At 68.4% G+C, this 18,073-nt stretch carries 14 protein-coding genes; 7 read left to right on the forward strand and 7 right to left on the reverse strand.

Annotated features, from left to right (window positions below):
- Window positions 1-51 precede the first annotated feature (51 nt).
- From K2R93_13335 to glmM, 4 genes are all read right to left on the reverse strand, one after another.
- Window positions 52-1,695 carry a peptide chain release factor 3 gene (locus K2R93_13335; protein MBY0490818.1) on the reverse strand — a complete coding sequence of 548 codons (1,644 nt, stop codon included), beginning with the start codon at window positions 1,693-1,695 and terminating at the stop codon, window positions 52-54.
- A 126-nt stretch (window positions 1,696-1,821) separates the two neighbouring features.
- Window positions 1,822-2,709: a formamidopyrimidine-DNA glycosylase gene (locus K2R93_13340; protein ID MBY0490819.1), complete on the reverse strand. Its 888-nt coding sequence runs from the start codon at window positions 2,707-2,709 to the stop codon at window positions 1,822-1,824.
- Between the two features lie 10 nt (window positions 2,710-2,719).
- A complete protein-coding gene (gene glmS / locus K2R93_13345) occupies window positions 2,720-4,546 on the reverse strand; it encodes a glutamine--fructose-6-phosphate transaminase (isomerizing) (GenBank protein ID MBY0490820.1) in 1,827 nt (608 codons plus the stop codon).
- An 11-nt stretch (window positions 4,547-4,557) separates the two neighbouring features.
- Window positions 4,558-5,919: a phosphoglucosamine mutase gene (glmM, locus tag K2R93_13350; protein ID MBY0490821.1), complete on the reverse strand. Its 1,362-nt coding sequence runs from the start codon at window positions 5,917-5,919 to the stop codon at window positions 4,558-4,560.
- 172 nt (window positions 5,920-6,091) lie between these two features.
- Between glmM and K2R93_13355 the strand changes: the two genes are divergently transcribed.
- The gene (locus K2R93_13355) at window positions 6,092-6,763 is read left to right on the forward strand and encodes a hypothetical protein (GenBank protein MBY0490822.1); all 672 of its coding nucleotides are present in this window, start codon (window positions 6,092-6,094) and stop codon (window positions 6,761-6,763) included.
- A 21-nt stretch (window positions 6,764-6,784) separates the two neighbouring features.
- Here the strand turns inward: K2R93_13355 and K2R93_13360 are convergent, their stop codons facing one another.
- Complete coding sequence (locus K2R93_13360; GenBank protein ID MBY0490823.1) at window positions 6,785-7,873, reverse strand: response regulator; 1,089 nt, start codon at window positions 7,871-7,873, stop codon at window positions 6,785-6,787.
- 173 nt (window positions 7,874-8,046) lie between these two features.
- On the opposite strand from K2R93_13360, the gene K2R93_13365 reads away from it, so the two are divergent.
- The 5 genes from K2R93_13365 to K2R93_13385 all read left to right on the forward strand — a co-directional run bounded on the left by K2R93_13365 (window position 8,047) and on the right by K2R93_13385 (window position 13,882).
- Complete coding sequence (locus K2R93_13365) at window positions 8,047-9,216, forward strand: aminotransferase class I/II-fold pyridoxal phosphate-dependent enzyme (protein MBY0490824.1); 1,170 nt, start codon at window positions 8,047-8,049, stop codon at window positions 9,214-9,216.
- Window positions 9,217-9,297: 81 nt separating this feature from the next.
- Window positions 9,298-10,359 (forward strand): M48 family metallopeptidase, encoded by a 1,062-nt coding sequence (locus K2R93_13370; protein ID MBY0490825.1) that lies wholly within the window; start codon window positions 9,298-9,300, stop codon window positions 10,357-10,359.
- A 155-nt stretch (window positions 10,360-10,514) separates the two neighbouring features.
- Complete coding sequence (gene purD / locus K2R93_13375; GenBank protein MBY0490826.1) at window positions 10,515-11,795, forward strand: phosphoribosylamine--glycine ligase; 1,281 nt, start codon at window positions 10,515-10,517, stop codon at window positions 11,793-11,795.
- The gene (gene mutM / locus K2R93_13380; GenBank protein ID MBY0490827.1) at window positions 11,788-12,642 is read left to right on the forward strand and encodes a bifunctional DNA-formamidopyrimidine glycosylase/DNA-(apurinic or apyrimidinic site) lyase; all 855 of its coding nucleotides are present in this window, start codon (window positions 11,788-11,790) and stop codon (window positions 12,640-12,642) included. The genes purD and mutM overlap by 8 nt, the downstream gene beginning before the upstream one ends.
- 151 nt (window positions 12,643-12,793) lie before the next feature.
- Window positions 12,794-13,882 (forward strand): hypothetical protein, encoded by a 1,089-nt coding sequence (locus K2R93_13385; protein MBY0490828.1) that lies wholly within the window; start codon window positions 12,794-12,796, stop codon window positions 13,880-13,882.
- Here K2R93_13385 and K2R93_13390 read toward each other — a convergent pair.
- The gene (locus K2R93_13390; protein MBY0490829.1) at window positions 13,833-14,351 is read right to left on the reverse strand and encodes a metallophosphatase family protein; all 519 of its coding nucleotides are present in this window, start codon (window positions 14,349-14,351) and stop codon (window positions 13,833-13,835) included. The two genes, K2R93_13385 and K2R93_13390, sit on opposite strands and share 50 nt — an antisense overlap.
- A gap of 63 nt (window positions 14,352-14,414) precedes the next feature.
- On the opposite strand from K2R93_13390, the gene K2R93_13395 reads away from it, so the two are divergent.
- Window positions 14,415-17,360, forward strand: coding sequence for an Ig-like domain-containing protein (locus K2R93_13395; GenBank protein ID MBY0490830.1), 2,946 nt, complete (start codon window positions 14,415-14,417; stop codon window positions 17,358-17,360).
- A gap of 6 nt (window positions 17,361-17,366) precedes the next feature.
- Here K2R93_13395 and K2R93_13400 read toward each other — a convergent pair whose 3' ends face one another.
- Window positions 17,367-18,017: a hypothetical protein gene (locus K2R93_13400; GenBank protein MBY0490831.1), complete on the reverse strand. Its 651-nt coding sequence runs from the start codon at window positions 18,015-18,017 to the stop codon at window positions 17,367-17,369.
- Window positions 18,018-18,073: the final 56 nt, after the last annotated feature.

Genomic DNA, 18,073 nt, shown 5'->3' on the forward strand with positions numbered 1-18,073 from the left:
AACTGATCAGTTCAGGGTTTCGGGTTTTTGGTTCTGGGTCGTGGGTCTAGGCTACGGCGCCGTCTCATGAAACTGCACCGTCGTCTCATGCTGCAACGCGCGGCGCAACGCCCACTGGTCCTGGAAGAGCACGACGATGTTGCCCTTGTGGTCGTAGACCTTCATGCGCCCGAGGCCGGTCGCGACCTTCTCGACATCCGCCTTGGGGCCGGTGAGCCAGCGCGGCCAGCGGTAGCTCATCTTTTCGAACTTGCACGGGGCCGAGTACTCGTACTCGAGGCGGAAGGCCATGACGTCGAACTGCAGCTGCCCGACGGCGCCCACGATCGGCTGTGAGCCGGCGCTGGTCTCCGCGTAGAACACCTGCGCCGCGCCTTCCTCGGTGAGCTGACGGAGGCCGATATCGAACTGCTTGCGCTTCATCGGATCGGCCGGCATCGCGCGGGCAAAGTGCTCCGGCGCGAAGCGCGGAATGCCCTGAAACTCGAGCTTGCCGTCGCCACCGAGCGTATCGCCGATACGCAGGTTGCCGCGGTCCATGACGCCGATCACGTCGCCCGGCCACGCGTCTTCGATGGCCACGCGATCACGCGCCATGAACTGCTGTGGCGCGGCGAGTCGCATGGGCTTGCCGGTGCGCTGATGCACCACCTGCATGTTGGCTTCGAAGTGCCCCGACACGATGCGCAAGAACGCCACGCGATCGCGGTGCTTCGGGTCCATGTTCGCCTGGATCTTGAAGACGAAGCCCGTGAAGTCCTCGCGATCGGGCGCGACGGGCCCCGCCGTCGATTCGCGCGGCCCCGGGGGCGGCGCCAACTCGAGAAACTCCCGCAGAAACGGCTCGATCCCGAAGTTGGTGAGCGCCGAGCCGAAGAACACGGGCGTGAGCGCCCCGTCGATCACCCGCTGATGCTCGTACTCATGACCGGCCGCATCGAGCAGTTCGATATCGGTCATCAGGCGATCGAACGCCCCCTCGCCCATGGCATCGATGAGCTTGGGGTCGTCGATGCTCACGATGGTATCGTCGGCGCGCGTGGCCCCGCGATCGCCGCTGCGCTCGAAGAGGTGAACTTCGCGCTTCAGGCGATCATACACGCCCACGAAGACGTCGTTCTCGAACACCGGCCAGGTGGCGGCATAGCAGTCGATGCCGAGGTCGGCTTCGACATCCTGAATGAGCTTGAGCGGATCTTCGCCGTGTCGGTCGCACTTGTTGACCAGCGTGAAGATCGGCGTTCGCCGCATCTTGCAGACATCGAACAGCTGCCGCGTCCGCTCTTCCACGCCGCGGCGGTTGTCGAGCAGCATGATCGCGCTGTCGGCCGCGACCAGCGTGCGGTACGTGTCTTCGGAGAAGTCTTCGTGACCGGGCGTGTCGAGCAGGTTGAGCTGATAGCCGAGGAACTCGAACTGCAGCACCGAGCTCGTCACCGAGATGCCGCGCTCCTGCTCGAGCTTCATCCAGTCCGACGTGGCGTGGCGCGTGGCGCGACGCGCCTTGACCGAGCCGGCCAGGTGAATGGCGCCGCCGTACAGCAGCAGCTTTTCGGTGAGCGTCGTCTTGCCGGCGTCGGGGTGCGAAATGATCGCAAACGTGCGCCGACGCGAGATCTCCCGCTGCAGGCGGGAGTGATCCACGGGCGCAGCGGCGTCGGTCGGCGGCGTATCGGGCTGGACAGCGTCGGTCATAGCCTTGAAAGTTAGCGGATCCTGGCGCGTTTTTGGCCACGGATACCGCGGAAACACACGGGGTCAGCCTTGTGCACGGGACGGCACCGCGCGTTTCCGTGGTATCCGTGGCCTGAAACGCCGTGCCTAGTCCGCCAGCTCCTCGAGCGTCCGCGGGAAGTCCGTCTTGAGCAGCCGGGACAGGGCCCGATCGGCCAGCACCCGCCCGCCCGTCTGGCACCGGGCGCAGTAGTTGGTCTCGTTGTCGGCGTACCGGATGCGCTGGACCGGCGCCCCGCACACGGGACAGGGCTGACCGAACCGCCCGTGGACCGCCATGGCGTCGTGGAACGCCGTCACCGTTTCCGGGAAGACCCCGGCGTGCTGGCCCCGCAGCCGGTCGGTCCAGGCAAGCAGCGTCCGCTGCATGGCCGCATGCAATCGTTCGATCTCGTCGTCGGTGAGCTTGGTCGTGAGCACCATCGGCGAGAGCTCGGCGGCGTGCAGGATCTCGTCCGAGTAGGCATTGCCGATGCCGCTCAGCAGCCGCGGATCGGTGAGCGTGCGCTTGATCGTATGATTCTCGCGGCGCAGCACCTCGGCGAACTGCCGCACCGAGCAGGTGAGTGGTTCGAGCCCGCCGCGATCGAACGCCCGCAGCGCGGCGATGCCCTGCACCGCGTGCAGCGCGGCGCGGCGCGTGGTGCCCGCTTCGGTGAGGTACAGCGTCCCGTGGTCGAAGTGGAGGCTCGCCAGTGACAGCTTGCCGCCAATGTGCTTCCCCGGCGGCCGCCACCGGAGGCGACCGGCGATCATGAGGTGCATGACCAGCACATACTCCTGCTCGAACACCAGCGCGATGCGCTTGCCGAGGCGCTGGACGCCGCAGATCTGACGCCCTTCGAACGCGGAGAGCGGCGGCTCCACGGAGCGCAACACGAAGGGGTTATGCACGCGCACCGTCGCAGGCGCATGGCCCACGACGGTGCGTTCGAGGTGCTCGACGTAGAGCGAGACGTCAGGGAGCTCCGGCATGCCGGAGGATTTACTCCACCGTCACGCTCTTCGCGAGGTTGCGCGGCTGGTCCACGTTGCACCCGCGCTTGACGGCGATGTAGTACGCCAAGAGCTGCAGCGGGATGCTCGCCAGGATCGGCGTGAGCAGATCGACCGTCTCCGGGATGCGGAACTCGTAGTCGATCTTCCCGGCCAGGCTCGGCTCGTCGCGCGTGGTAATGGCGATGACCTTGCCCTTGCGCGCCTTCACCTCCTGGATGTTCGACGTGATCTTGTCGAACACGGCGTCGTGCGGCGCGATGCACACCACCGGCATCATCTCGTCGATGAGCGCGATGGGGCCGTGCTTCATCTCGGCCGCCGGATACCCTTCGGCGTGGATGTACGAGATTTCCTTGAGCTTGAGCGCGCCCTCGAGCGCGGCCGGGAAGTTGAAGCCACGGCCGAGATAGAGGAAGTTCGTCGCGCGCTTGAACTCTTCGGCGAGATTCTCGATCTCTTCCGCGCGATCGAGGATACTCTGGATCTGCTCCGGCAAGTTCGCGAGCGCCTGCGCGATGAGGCGGCCACGCTCCACACTGAGATCGCGCAGACGCGCGAGCTTGAGCGTGAAGAGGGCCAGCGCCACCACCTGGCTCGTGAACGCCTTGGTGGACGCGACACCGATTTCGGGGCCGGCGTGCAGGTAGATGCCGCCGTCGTCCTCACGGGCGATGGTCGAACCGACCACGTTCACCAGGCCGAGCGTGCGTGCACCGCGACGCTTCGCCTCGCGCATGGCGGCCAGCGTATCAGCCGTTTCGCCCGACTGCGAAATCACGATGCACAGCGTGCGCGGCGTGACGATCGGGTTCCGGTAGCGGAACTCCGAAGCGTACTCCACCTCGACCGGAATGCGGCACAGTTCCTCGATCATCATTTCGCCGATCAGCGCCGAGTGCCAGCTCGTGCCGCAGGCGGTGATGATGATGTTGTCTACGGCGAGGAGGTCTTCCTTGGAGATGTTGAGGCCGCCCAGCTTGGAGAAGCCTTCCTCCAGGATGAGGCGCCCGCGCATCGTGTTCTCCACGGTGGTGGGCTGCTCGAAGATCTCCTTGAGCATGAAGTGCGGGTAGCCGCCGCGCTCGATCTGCGCGAGGTCCCACTCGATGCGCGTCACCGGCTTCTCGCGCACGGTGGCCTCGAGGTCGAGGACCTTGTAGCCGTCGCGGGTCACCACGGCGATGTCGCCGTCATCCAGGTAGACGACCTGACGCGTGTGCGACAGGATCGCCGACGCGTCGGACGCGATGTAGAACTCGCCGTCACCGATGCCCACGAGCAGCGGGCTGCCCTTGCGCGCCGCCACGATCTTGTCCTTCTCGGCGCTGCAGATCACGGCAATGCCGTACGTGCCGTCCACCTGGCGCAGGGCTTCGATGACCGCCGCCTCGAGGTTGCCGGCGTACGCCGTTTCGATGAGATGCGCGAGCACCTCGGTATCGGTGTCGCTCTTGAAGACGTAGCCGCGCGCTTCGAGCCCGGCCTTGAGCACCGTGGCGTTCTCGATGATGCCGTTGTGCACCACCGCGATCTGACCGTTCTGGCTCACATGCGGGTGGGCGTTCGATTCCGTCGGCGGCCCGTGCGTGGCCCAGCGCGTGTGGGCGATGCCCATCGTGCCGTGCACGGGGCTCGCGGCAATCGCCGATTCCAGCCGCGAGATCTTCCCCGCCGCGCGCCGCGTCTCGACGCCCTTCCCATTCATGATGGCGACACCCGCCGAGTCGTACCCACGATATTCGAGGCGCTTGAGCCCCTCGATCAGCATGGGGGTGGCGATCTTGTCACCGACGTAACCAACGATTCCGCACATGGCAGTTCTGGTCAGAGAGCGTTGAGCGGCGCACGTGCCTGCGAGACGAGCTCGCGGGCCGCCGCTTCCGTAGGTGCCTCGGCAATCACGCGCACGATGGGCTCGGTCCCGCTCGGGCGCAGGTGCACCCAGCGGTCGGGCCAGTCGAGGCGCAATCCGTCCTGCGTATCCGCGGTCGCGTCGGCAAACGCCGACCGCAGCGCCACGTACACCGCATCCAGCGGCGCATCGGGGCGATCCAGCTTGTCCTTCACGATGACATAGCGCGGACGGTCCGCCTTCAGCTGCGAGAGCGGACGCCCTTCCTCGTGCATGAGCTGCAGCATCAGGGCGGCGCCCACCGGCGCATCGCGTCCCAGATGCATCTCCGGCAGAATGACACCGCCATTGCCCTCGCCGCCGATCGTTGCCCCGGCATCGCGCATGGCCAGTGCCACGTTCACTTCGCCCACCTTGGCGAAGTGAAACGGCACCCCCATCTCGGCGGCGACATCCGATACGACCTTGCTGGTCGACAGGTTCGTCACGACCGGCCCACGGCGATGCTTGAGCACGGTGCGTGCCGCAAAGGCGAGCGTATAGTCCTCGCCCGGCGCCACGCCGTCATCGAGCACCAGGGCCAGGCGGTCCACATCAGGGTCGGTCGCGAACCCGATGTCCGCGCCCGTGGCCTGCACCAGCGTGGCCAGCTCGCCGAGGTTCTCCGCCACCGGTTCCGGCGGACGATGAAAGCGCCCGTCGGCCTCCATGTTGATGGCGTAGACCTCGCAGCCGAGTTCGGTCAACAGCTGCGGCATGATCACGCTTCCCGCGCCGTGGCAGCAGTCCAGTGCCACCTTGAAGCGGCGGGAGCGAATCCCTTCGACGTCGAGAAACGGCAGCGCGAGGACCTGCGCGATATGGCGGGCGACCGCCTCCTCATCCCGGACGACGTGGCCGAGCTGGTCCCAGGTCGCGCGCGGGATGCCGCTGTCGAGCAGGGCGCGCATCTCGGCGCCTTCCGCCGCCGAGAGAAAGAGCCCCGACGGACCGATGAACTTGAGGGCGTTCCATTCGATCGGGTTATGGCTGGCCGTGATGCCAAGGCCACCCGCCGCATGGTGATGCTCCACCGCCAGCTGGATCGTGGGCGTGGGCGCCATGCCGATATCGATGACCGTGCAGCCGACGGATTCGAGCGCCCCGTGGACGATCTTGGTGAACATCGGCCCCGAGACGCGACTGTCTCGTCCGACCACCACGGCGCGATTGCCGCCGCGCGAGGCCCAGGCCCCGAACGCCGCCGCAAAGGTGGCCACGATTTCCGGCGTGAGCGCTTCGCCCACCCGGCCGCGGACCCCGGACACACTCACCATCAACCCGTCAAACGCCATATCACTCTCGTCGATGTGCTCAACTGGGAAACCGTAGAAGGTAGATAGGCGACGCAGATCACTCTACGGCGCATATCACACTTCGCTTCGGTTTCTGCCCCGAAACAGACGATTTCGGTGCCTTCACGTTACAGCGGTGGCATCGTTCCGTTTGCCGGACTACCCTCCGTCCATGGCTGATCCCCTCGCGCTGGTCACCCTCGCCGTCGCCGCAGCCGGCGGGCGCTACGCCGACCAGGACACCGGCGCCCTCGTGGCGGCCGGACATACCCTCCTCCGGCGGTCGGCGGTCCTCGTGCGGGCGCTCGGGACGACGGTCTCGGCGGTCGCGCTCCCCGCTGGCGGGCCCTGGCTGACCGCGCTGGCCGCGAGCGACGGCCGGGGCGCCCTGCTGCTCGATCCGGCCGAGAGCGGTGCGGCGGTCGCCCGAGCGCTGACTCAGCATGGTGTTCGGGCGCTCTTCACGACCGAGCCACTGGCCCGGCGCTGGGGTCCTGATCTCCCCCCGGGGCTCGTGCAGGTGTGGCTCGATCGGGCACCGGCCGAGGCGGTGGTCGTCGCCGATGGCGAGGCCCGTGGCATCGACCTCGGCTCGCATTTCGGACTTGAGCTGGTCGGGGACACCGCCACGGAAGGGCTCGAGGAGCCCTTCGTGTGGGCGGATGGCGCGTGGCACACCCACCGCGCCGTGCTCGCCGCCGCGCGCGCCCACGCGGCCGTCCAGGGGCTTACGCCGGTGCACTGGATGGCGGCGGCGCCCCACTGGGCACTCGCGGGGCTGGTGCACCAGCTGGGCATCCTGCTGCAGGGCGGGCGCGTCACGCTTGGCGACGCGCCCGGCTAGCTGATCCGGCGGGCCCGACGCTCAGGCGATCGCCAGGTGCCGGGCGCGCTGCACCGAGCGATCGGGCCACGGCACCTTCCGCTGCTCCATCACGCGGCGAAAGGTGGCAACGCAGGCCGAGTCGAACTGCGTCCCGGCACAGCGCTCCAGCTCAGCGAGCGCGTCGCCCACCGACATGCCCTCGCGATAGGGGCGGCCGCTGGTCATGGCATCGAACGAGTCTGCGACCGCCGTGATACGGGCGACGAGGGGGATGTCGTCGCCGCACAGGTGATCGGGGACCCCGGCGCCGTCGACGCGCTCGTGATGCGACCGTACCACCGCGAGCGCATGCGGCATCTCAGTAAGCAGCGGCGCGAGCAGGCGCCAGCCGATGACGGGGTGCTCCATGATGTGTGCGTACTCCGCATCAGTGAGCGGCCCCGGCTTGTTCAACACGGCTTCGCGGACACCGATCTTGCCGATGTCGTGCAACCGGCTGCCGAGCTCGAGCTGCTCCAGCAGCGCGGCGCTCATTGGACGCTCGGTGGCCAGTTCGCGGGCGATCGCCATGGCGTACTGCGACACCCGCGTGGAGTGCCCCCACGTGTAGGCGTCCTTGACTTCGAGGGCTTCGGCGAGCGAGCGCAGCGCCGCCAGGAAGAGCTGTTCGTACCGGTGGGTCTGCTCCGCAACGCGCTCTTCGAGGTGCTCGCGATACGCCTCATTTTCGATCAGCAGTCGCCGCTTCTCCACCGCCTGATGGACACGCGCGCGGACTTCGTCCGTCGTGAAGGGCTTCGTGACGTAATCCAGGGCGCCGGCATCGAGACAGCGAACGGCGGTCTGCACGTCCGAGACGGCGGTGACCATGACCACGGCGGTCATGGGCCACCGTTCACGCACCGTCGCCAGCAACGCCGCGCCGCCCATCCCGGGCATGTGGTAGTCCGTCAGGATGAGCGGCACCGGCGCCTGCTCCTGCAAGGCGACCGCGGCCTCCGCCGACTCCGCTTCGATGCAGCTGTACCCTTCAGCCCGCATCAGGCGAGCGAGCACCCGCCGCAGCGCCGCTTCGTCGTCCACAATGAGGCACCGGCGATCCTCGAGCACATGATCACGCGGTCGCATCAGGCCGCCGGCGTCGGATCCGTCGGTGGGCTGGCCCAGGCCATGGGCACGAAGGAGGCCGCGCGGGGGACCGGGCGCGTGCGCATCCGGAGCAACGGCCGGTGCACCGCTCGCCCGCAACGGCGCGTCGCGGTAGCTTCCCGCTCCAACTCCCCACGGATGATTCGAAGCCCATGACGCGCATCTTTGACGAAGACCTCGCCGGTGGCATGGCCACCCGCGCCATCCACGCCGGCCAGCGCCCCGATCCCGTCTCCGGCGCCATCATGACGCCCCTCTACCTCACGTCCACCTACGTGCAGGAGAGCATCGGCGTCAACAAGGGCTACGAGTACGCCCGCGGCAAGAACCCCACGCGTCAGGCGCTCGAGCGCAATGTCGCCACGCTCGAGGGCGGCCGTCATGGCTTCGCGTTTGGCAGCGGCATGGGCTGCCTGGATTCGATCATGAAGCTCTTCAAGGCCGGGGACCACATCGTGGTCGGCGAGAACGTGTACGGCGGGACGTTCCGGCTGTTCGATCGAATCTTGCGACATATGGGACTGTCCTTCACCTACGTGGATTCCAGTGAACCGCAGCGGGTCGCCGACGCCATGACGGCGGCGACACGGGCGCTCCTCGTGGAGACCCCCACCAACCCGCTGATGCGACTCACTGACCTCCGGGCCATGGGCGACATCGCCAAGCGGCACGGGGCCCTGCTGGTCGTGGACAACACCTTCGCGACACCGGTCTTCCAGCGTCCCCTGGAGCTGGGGGCCGACATCGTGTGGCACTCGACCACCAAGTACATCAATGGTCACTCTGATATGATCGGCGGATTGGCGGTCGTTCTTGAGGATGACCTGGCCGACCGGCTCCAGTTCATCCTGAACGCCGCGGGCGCCGTCCCCGGCCCCTTCGATGCCTGGCTGGCCCTTCGGGGGACCAAGACGCTTCCGCTGCGCATGAAGCAGCACGACGCCAACGGCCGCGCCATTGCCCAGTATCTGCTCGACCGCCTCGGCGCGGACCGCGTGATCTACCCCGGCCTGCCCCACCATCCGCACCACGAGCTCGCCAAGCAGCAGATGTCGGGCTTTGGCGGGATGATGACCCTCGACCTTGGCACGCAGGACAACGCCCGCCGGTTCCTGGAGCGGGTCGAGGTGTTCTCGCTGGCGGAGTCGCTGGGCGGTGTCGAAAGCTTGACGAACCATCCGTTTACGATGACGCACGGGTCGGTTCCGGCCGATGTGAAGCAGGCCATGGGGCTCACCGACGGCATGGTGCGCCTCAGCTGTGGCATTGAGGACGCCGAGGACCTGATTGAGGACCTCGAGCGGGCGCTGGTGGGGCTGTAGCCCCCACGAAACGCCACTGCAACAAACCGGGGCGCCCTTCGTAGGGTCCACAGACTTCGGCCGAAGCCCTTAACCCCTGCGATGATGGCCACTCCACTGATCCAGATCTCCCCCGTCTCCTGGGAGCATCCGGCTGATCGTGCCGCACTGCGCACGCTCCGGGCGCTTCCGGGATTCGACGAGGTGGTGCGCAAGATTGCCAGCGTGTTCGGCGAGCGCGGCGTTCGCAACCTGTTCCTTGGCGACGCCGTGCTCGTGGGCCCCACGCAACGGCCCCGGCTCTTCGCCCTGTATCAAGAGGTGCTGCAGACGCTCGACTGGCCGAACGCCGGCCAGGCGGTACCGCAGCTCTACGTAACGCAGACGCCGATCGCGAATGCCGGCGCGGTGGGGTTCGACCAGCCGTTCATCGTGATCAGCTCCGGTACGCTCGAACTGCTGGAGCCTGAGGAACAGAAGTTCATTCTGGCGCAGCAGCTCGGACACATTATGACCGGGCGCACGACTTACCGCACGATCGCGCTCATCGTGCTCTTCTTCGGCATGAGTGCGCTGCCCTTGCTCGCGTCGATCGCGCTGCTGCCCTTCCAGCTCGCGCTGCTCGAGTGGTATCGCAAGAGCGAACTCAGCGCCGACCGCGCCGGCATGCTCGGCACGCAGGATCCGCGCGCCAGCCTGATGACGTTCCTCAAGCTCGCCGGTGGCCGTGCCGAGGGCGACACCATCGACCTCGACGCGTATCTCACGCAGGCCGCGGAGTATGAACTCGGTGGCACCGCGTGGGACAGCGTCCTGCGGGCGCTCAACACCGCGCTGCGCGAGCATCCGTTCCACACGGTGCGCGCGGGGGAACTGCGGCGGTGGCAGCAGACGGGCGCGTACGCCGAGATCGTGGGCGGCGCCTACATCCGCCGGGGCTCCGAAGCCGAGCGGCCGTATCGCGACGATCTGCGTGATGCGACCGATTACTACGCGGAGAAGGCGCGCGCCGCCGCCGACACCGTGGGCGATGTGATCGGGCGGGCGGCTGATGCGTTCCGTGATGCGTTCCGAGCGGCCAGTGCGATGGGGGGAGCGGAGCCGCCGGCACCGCCCCCAGCTCCGCCGCCGCCACCGCCAGCTGGTCCGGCTCCGGGCGAATAACGGGAGGCATTGGGCCGCAACAACTAACGAGGAACGGGACAACTCACGAGGATTCGCGCCACGCGCCGACCTTCGTGAGTTGTCCCGTTCTTGTCCCTGTTGTCGCCCGCAGGGCCCCCGCTGTTGTCGCCCGCAGGTCCCCTTAGTTTTGACGCATGAAGATCCTGCTCCTCGGCTCCGGTGGCCGCGAACATGCCCTCGCCGACACGCTGTCGCGCGAGAACACGCCCGTTGAGATCATCGCGGCCCCCGGGAATCCCGGCATCGCCGACCTCGCGCGCCTCGTGAAGGTCGATGCGAACAATCCGGCGGCGGTGTGTGCGCTCGCCGAGCAGGAAGCGGTGGACCTCGTGGTCGTGGGTCCCGAGGCGCCACTGGCCGCGGGGGTCGTGGATGCGCTGCAGCAGCGCCGCATTCCCGCCTTCGGCCCCACCATGGGCGCGGCGACGGTTGAGACGAGCAAGGCCGGCACCAAGGCGTTGATGATGGCGGCCGGCATCCCCACCGCGCACGCCGAAACGCATCGCGACGCCGACGAGGCAAAGGCCGCGGTCAAGGCACGCTTCGGCGCGCCGGTGGTGATCAAGGCCAGCGGGCTCGCCGCCGGCAAGGGCGTCATCGTCTGCCACAGTGAACGCGAGGCGTTCGACGCGATCGATCGCATTCTCGGCGACAAGGTCTTCGGCGAGGCCGGCAACGAGTGCCTCGTCGAGCAGTTCATGACCGGCGAGGAGCTGTCGTTGTTCGCCATCGCCGACGGCACCGACGTGCTCCCGATGATCGGCGCCCAGGACCACAAGCGCCTGCTCGACGGGGATGACGGCCCGAACACCGGCGGCATGGGCGCCTACACGCCCGTGAGTTTCTCCACGCCGGCGCTCGTGGATCAGGTTACCGAGTCGATCTTCCTGCCCACACTGCACGCCCTGCGCAAGCGCGGCACGCCGTTCACCGGCCTGCTCTACGCGGGGCTCATGCTCACCCCCGACGGCCCCAAGGTCGTGGAGTTCAACTGCCGCTTCGGTGATCCGGAGACGCAGGCGATTCTGCCGATGCTCACCAGCAGCCTGCTCGATCCGATGCTCGCCGTGGCCCGTGGCGCGCGGATCGGCAGCATGGCGCCGTTCACGTGGCGCGCGGGCGCGTCGGTCACCACGGTCGTGGCATCGAGCGGCTACCCGGATGCGCCACGCACCGGCTTCCCCATCGAACTGCCGAGCTTCAGCGACCGCATTCGCGTCTTCCACGCCGGCACGACGCGGGATGCGCAGGGCACCCTCTGCACCAGTGGCGGGCGCGTCGTGGCCGTGACGGCGCTCGCCGACACCTTCGCCGCCGCGCAGCAGGCGAGCCGCGACGCGGCGGCGCGCGTGGGCTTCGAGGGCGCGATCTACCGGCGCGACATCGGCTGGCGCGAAGCAGCACGGCGTGCCTGAGCTGCCCGAAACAGAAACCATCGCGCGCGATCTGCACGCGATGGTCGTGGGCGCGCGCGTGGTAGACGTGGAGGTCACACGCCCCGACGTGGTGCGCGATGTGGAGCCGAGTGAGTTGCCGGCCGCCCTCATGAGCACCGCGATTGCCCGGGTCTGGCGACGCGCCAAGCTCATCGTGCTCGATCTCAGTGCCCCCGATGCCCTCGCCGACGCGCCCGCCGACCGCCACCTCGTGGTCCAGCCGCGCTTCACCGGCGGCCTCGTGGTCGAAGCCGAGCCGCTCCCGGCGGAGGAGCTGGCCTACCGATGCGTCTCGCTGACCCTCGCCGACGGGCGGCGGCTGCACTATCGGGATGTTCGCCGCCTGGGGACCGTGGCGCTGATGTCGCCGACGCGATTTGCCGAGTATTCCGGCGCACTTGGTGCGGAGCCTCTTGACCCGGAGCTCACCGATGCTGCATTTTCGGGCTCTCTTCGGTCATCGCGCCAGGCCATCAAGATTGCCCTGATGGACCAGAAGCGACTGGCTGGTGTCGGCAACATCTACGCGAACGAGGCTCTGTGGCGCGCCGAGATCGATCCCTCGCGGGCAGCCCAAACGCTCCGCACCGCCGAATGGGCGGCTCTGCGGCGGGAGCTGCAGGCCGTGCTGGCCGAGAGCATTGCGGCCCGCGGCACGAGCTTCCGGGATTATCGTGATGCCCGAGGCGAGCGCGGGGCTTTCGTGGAGCAGCTGGCGGCCTACGGTCGTGCCGGCCTCCCCTGTAAGCGATGCGGGCGGACCCTGGTCGGGACGCATGCCGTGGACGGGCGCAGTACCGTCTTCTGCCCCGGCTGTCAGTTCTAAGCCACCCGCGGCGGGTCGCCCCCGTCGTCGCGCGGCCACTGCGCCGCTCGCCACCCAGCTCGACCTCGCGGTCGGGAGCGCCGAGGCCGACGTTGCGCGGCTGCGGGAGCAGGTCCGGGCCACCGCCCGCAATGTGCCCGGTGTCTATCTCATGCGCGGCGCGCACGGGGAAGTGCTCTATGTGGGCAAGAGCACGCAGGTGCGCACCCGGCTCCTCTCGTACTTCCGGTTGCCGTGGCCCGCGCATCGCCACGCGCGCCTGCTGCGCGAAACCGTGCGCATCGAGTGGGAGCCGCTGCCGAGCGAGTTCGCCGCACTGCTGCGCGAAGTCCGGCTGATTCGCGCGCACCTCCCCAAGTACAACGTGCGATCTGCGCGTCCACTCGACCGGTGGTGGGTGATCACCATCGCCAAGGGGCCCGCGCCGCGATTGCGTATTCAGCGAGCCAGCGCGGCCGCGCGCTCACGCGACATCGCCCAGATGATCGGGCCGTTTGCCTCACGGCGCCCGCTGGTGGACGCGCTACGCGTGCTGAACGACGCGCTGGGCCTGCGCGACTGTTCGGATCGCGTGCCGATGCACACCAGCGACGTGGCCGAGCTGTTCGACGAGCACGACCCCGCCCTGCAGCGTACGCCGGGCTGTCATCGCTATGAAACGCGCCGCTGTCTCGGTCCGTGCGTGGGCGCCGCCTCCGAGTACGAGTACCGTGCGCAGCTCACGCGCGCCCGTTCCGTGCTCGAAGGGCGCGACGATACGCCGCATCAGTACCTCGTGCGCGAGATGGCCGCCGCGAGCGCGGCGCTGAGCTTCGAGCGCGCCGGATGGCTGCGCGACCGCCTGACGGCGCTACAGGAACTCGATGGGCAGCTGGCGCGCGTACGTGAGGCGCTGGCGCGGCCGTCCTTCGCGTATGCCGTCCCCGGGCGCGACGGTGATGATCGGCTCTACTTGGTCCGCCATGGCCGCGTGGTGGGCGAAGCGCGCTGCCTCGATCCCGACTCCGTCGCCGCGCTGCAGGCGCTGGAGCATCGTGGCGTACAAGAACCAAGCGGCGCGATGGTCGAGCAATTCGACGAGTTGCTCATGCTGGAGCAGTGGTTCCGCGCCAATCCGTCGGTGGCGCTGCGCGCCGACACGGTCGTCGGTGCCCTCGAGGCCCTCTCGGTGCACCTGCGCGAGCAGGCGCTTATGCCGTCGGCGGCTCGGGCAGCTCGTCCGGAAGACCCAGGGGAATGAGCTCCACGTCCGCCTGCCCCTTCCAGATGTAGAGCTTCGCCACGCACGGCTGCAGCTTGAAGCGCCGCGGTCCCGCCGCACCGGGGTTCACCACCACGCGGCGCGCCGCCTTGGTCACCAGCTGCTGATGGGTGTGCCCATACACGATGACGTCGGCATTGGGATACGCCCCCACCAGTTTGGGCGGGGTCGGGCTTCCCAGCTCGTGCCCATGCGTCACCACGATGCGCACGCCGTCGATGACATCCTCGATGCGCTCCACCAGATCCGGACGCCCGGGCGCGTCGGTGTTCCCCCACACGGCGCGAATCGGGGCAATCGCCCCCAGCTCCGCGAGCACGCTGGCCGGCCCCACGTCACCGGCGTGCAGAATCTGCGAGACCCCCTCCAGCGCCTGAAACACTTCGGGGCGCACCAGGCCGTGCGTGTCGGAAATCAGTCCAATGATCGTGGCAGTCTTGTTCGGCATACCCCAAAGTAGCCGTTCTCGACTGGCATGAGGGAGTTCACGCGCGAACTGCGCGTGACGTCTATGCCTCTCCTTTCCGCCTCCGCCCGCGCCTCGAGCCCGCTCCGTCGCTTCGCGTCACTCGGCGCGGCGCTGCTCCTGCCGCTCATGCCCACCGCCTGCGGCAGCGGCGGCGCCGACTCCGTCGCCCCCCCGGCCATCACGGGCGTCCTGCTCAGCACAACCAGCGTACCCCTGCAGGGCGTGGGCGCCTCGGCGACCGTGAGCGCCACGCTACAGCCTGTTACCTCCACCGGCGCGATCAGCTGGCGTACCGACAACGCGGCGGTCGCCACGGTAAGCGGCGCCGGAAGCAGTGCGACCATCACGGCCGTTGGCGGCGGCAGTACGGTGGTGACGGCGTCGGTCGGTGGCGTGAGCGCGAGTGCCACGGTGAGCGTCACGCCACTCGTGCGGAGTCTGTCGGTGTCACGCACCACCGCCTCTCTCCTCGTCGGCGCAACGACCGCGGTCACCGCGACCGTGACTGCCGACGCGGAGGCGAGCCAACGAGTGCTCTGGAGCAGTAGCGCGCCAACCGTGGCGACGGTGGATTCCACCGGGCTGATCACCGGCGTCGCTCCCGGCAGCGCGACCCTCACCGTCACGTCGGCGGTGAACAGCGCGGCCTCGGCGACGGTGAGTGTGGCCGTCGCCTATCCGGTGGTACGCAGCGTGACCGTGACGCCGGCGAATCCGTCGCTGCTGATCGCGGCCACCCGACAACTTGCCGCCACGCTCGACGTCGATGCCGGCACCTCTACGGCCGTGACGTGGGTCTCGGCCACACCAGCCGTCGCGACGGTCAGCAGCACCGGCCTGGTAACGGCCGTCAGCGCCGGCACGAGCGTCATTCGCGCGACCAGTGCGGCGAACCCCACGGTGAGCGGCACGACCACGGTCACGGTGACGACGCCCACCGTGCGGGGGATCACGCTGTCCCCTACAGCGGCAACGCTGACCACCGCAACGACCCAGCAGATCGTGCCCACGGTTGATGCCGACCCCGGGGCGAACACGCAGCTCACGTGGAGCACGAGTGACGCCGCGGTGGCCACGGTGAACGCCAGCGGCGTGGTGACCGCCGTTGCGCCGGGCGGCGCGACGATCCGCGCGACCAGTGTGCTCGTTCCCACCGTGTCGGCCGCGTCCACTGTCACCGTCAGTGGCCCGCAGGTCATCAACGCGTGGAGCCGCACCCCATTGGCCCCCTTCTCGCTGGCCCCCACGATTGAGATTCGCGATGCATACATCGCGAGCCCATCCGACGGATTCGCCGTCTTCTCGACCGAGGCGGCCGACGGCACCATGCTGCGCTGGGACGGCACCGCGTGGACGCCAAGCGTGCTCGCACCCTTTGGTTCACTGACCGCGGTCACCGGCATTCCGGGGCGCACGTTCGTTGGCAGTGCCAACGGCCAGATCGCCCAGTTCACCACCTTTGCCACGCCGAACCCCGGATTTGTGGCCATGGCCACGCCGCCCATCGGTGCGGTGTTTCGCCTGATGTCCATGGGCTCGACGGGCGTCGCCGCGCTCGTGGCGAACAGTGGCACATCGGCACCGGCGCGCGGCGTGCTGGTGTTCAACGGCACCACGTGGACCCGCATCGTGGATCCACCGGGCATGACGTCGCTCCTCTCCATCGACGTGAGCGGCGTGAACAACAACATCCTGGTAAGCGGAAACGGCAGCACCGGACTCGCGCAGTGGAACGGATCCAGCTGGTCCACCATTCCGGCCCCGCCGGTGACCGGCACGCTCGCGGCCGCGGCGTACGCCGGCAGCGACGTGGTGGTGATCAGCAGCAACTTCACCTCAGCGCGATGGAATGGCAGCGCGTGGATATCGGTCACCATGCCGACCACGCGAGCGGGCGCGGGCGGCACCTTCGTCACGCGCCTGCAAACCTGCGGCCCCAATCTCTACGCAGGTACGACCTTCGATGGCCGCATGCTGCGACTCGATGGCAACGCGTGGACAGTGATTGGCGACTACGGCGTGGCCACCCGCGGCAGTTATGTGATTACGCCGTCGTGTGGAGCAACCGGTACCCTGCGTGCGCTCGGTGCCGACGGCGGGATCGGCCGTTGGACGGGCAGCACGTGGGAACTTGAGTCCTCCTCGCCGGAGCTCCTCGATGTCGCCGTGGTGAGCAGTTCTCTTGCGTATGCAACCGGCGGCCACGGGCAGGTGCTTCGCTTCAACGGCACGACGTGGACACGCGATCTCACCGTGTCGACCTTCGGGGTGCTCCAGACGATCACCGCCACCGCCGATGGCCTGGTGCTCACATCCGAAGCAGGATCGCCCAGCGGCGTCTGGCGAAAACAGGGCGGCTCCTGGAGCTTTGACGCACTCTCCTCGTCACCGTGGGCGCTCTGGGCCGCCTCGAGCAGCTTCGCGCTCGGTTTTTCAGTCAGCGAACGCTTCGTCTTCAACGGCACCTCCTGGCAGGCGTCACCGACGCTGACCGGCTTTCTGCCAAGCCGCATTGATGGCGTGTCGCCCACGTTTGCCATGGCGTCCGGCATCACCAGTGGGAGCGGCGCCATCTACCGGTGGGATGGCACCACCTGGACACGCATGACCACGCCGCCCACGTCTATCGCCTTCACCGGGTTGCGCGTTTTGTCGCCGGCGCTCGCGTTCGCGGTCTCCGGCCCCAACGCCTACCGGTGGGACGGCACCGCGTGGACCCTGATGCCCGCCTCGGGAGCGCTGGTCGGTGCGGGGACGCTTCGCACCGTTGCCGCCCTCTCGGCCAGTGATGTCTACGTCGTGACGAGCAGCGGTCGGTTGCTCCGCTTCAACGGCACGACCTGGTTCACGCAGGAGATCTTCCCGTCGCAGCCCACGACGTTTGTCCCCTACGCTGCCTTCGGGATGGTGAATGGCTTGGGCGTCGTGGCGGGCTACGGCGGCACGCTGTACGTGGGCCGCCCCGGCGCCATGGTTCGCCAGCGGTAGTCGGCGTCAGCGCTGCCGCCGCCGCTCCAACTCGGCACGCGCGCCTTCCGCGTCGCGCGTGCCGGGAAAGCGCTCCACCAGGCGGCGCATCTCGCTCAACGCGCGTGGTTCATCGCGCAGCGCCCCAAAGTAGAGATCGATGAGGCGCTGGGTGGCGAAGAGTTCGTCCCCCCGCGACACGCCCGGCGTCTGGCGCAGGCGGATCAGCAACTCGCGGGCGCGCTCGGGGCGACCGTCGCGCCCCAGATGCAGGTCCGCCTCTCGGCGCAACAACTCTGGCGTCGCCCCGTGCTGGTCACGAAGCGCGTCGAAGGCCGCCATGGAGCCCTCGATATCGCCCTGCGTGAAGAGGGCCTCGGCGCCTGATGTCGGGATCGTCACCGGCCCACCCGACGGCGGATGCAGCAGCGAATGCGCCACCGTCTCCGTCCCGGAAAGCACGGTCCAGATGAACACCACCACAAAGGCCGCCAACGGCGGCGCCGCGAGGAAGGCCACCATCATCCGTTGACTGCGCGGCACGCCCAGCACGCGCACCGCGACGTCCATCACCAGAAAGGCGAGGACGCACACGATCGCAAACATCACCGCGCCGTTGACCCACTTCCGGCGGCGCTGACGGGCAATCTGATGTTCGAGGAGAGCGAGATCGAGCATGAGGCGGGGCGGGATGGTCCGCCTGTCAGACGGCCCGGCGCCCTCGCGGGATACAT

This window comes from Gemmatimonadaceae bacterium, assembly GCA_019752115.1.
Lineage (GTDB): Bacteria > Gemmatimonadota > Gemmatimonadetes > Gemmatimonadales > Gemmatimonadaceae > Gemmatimonas.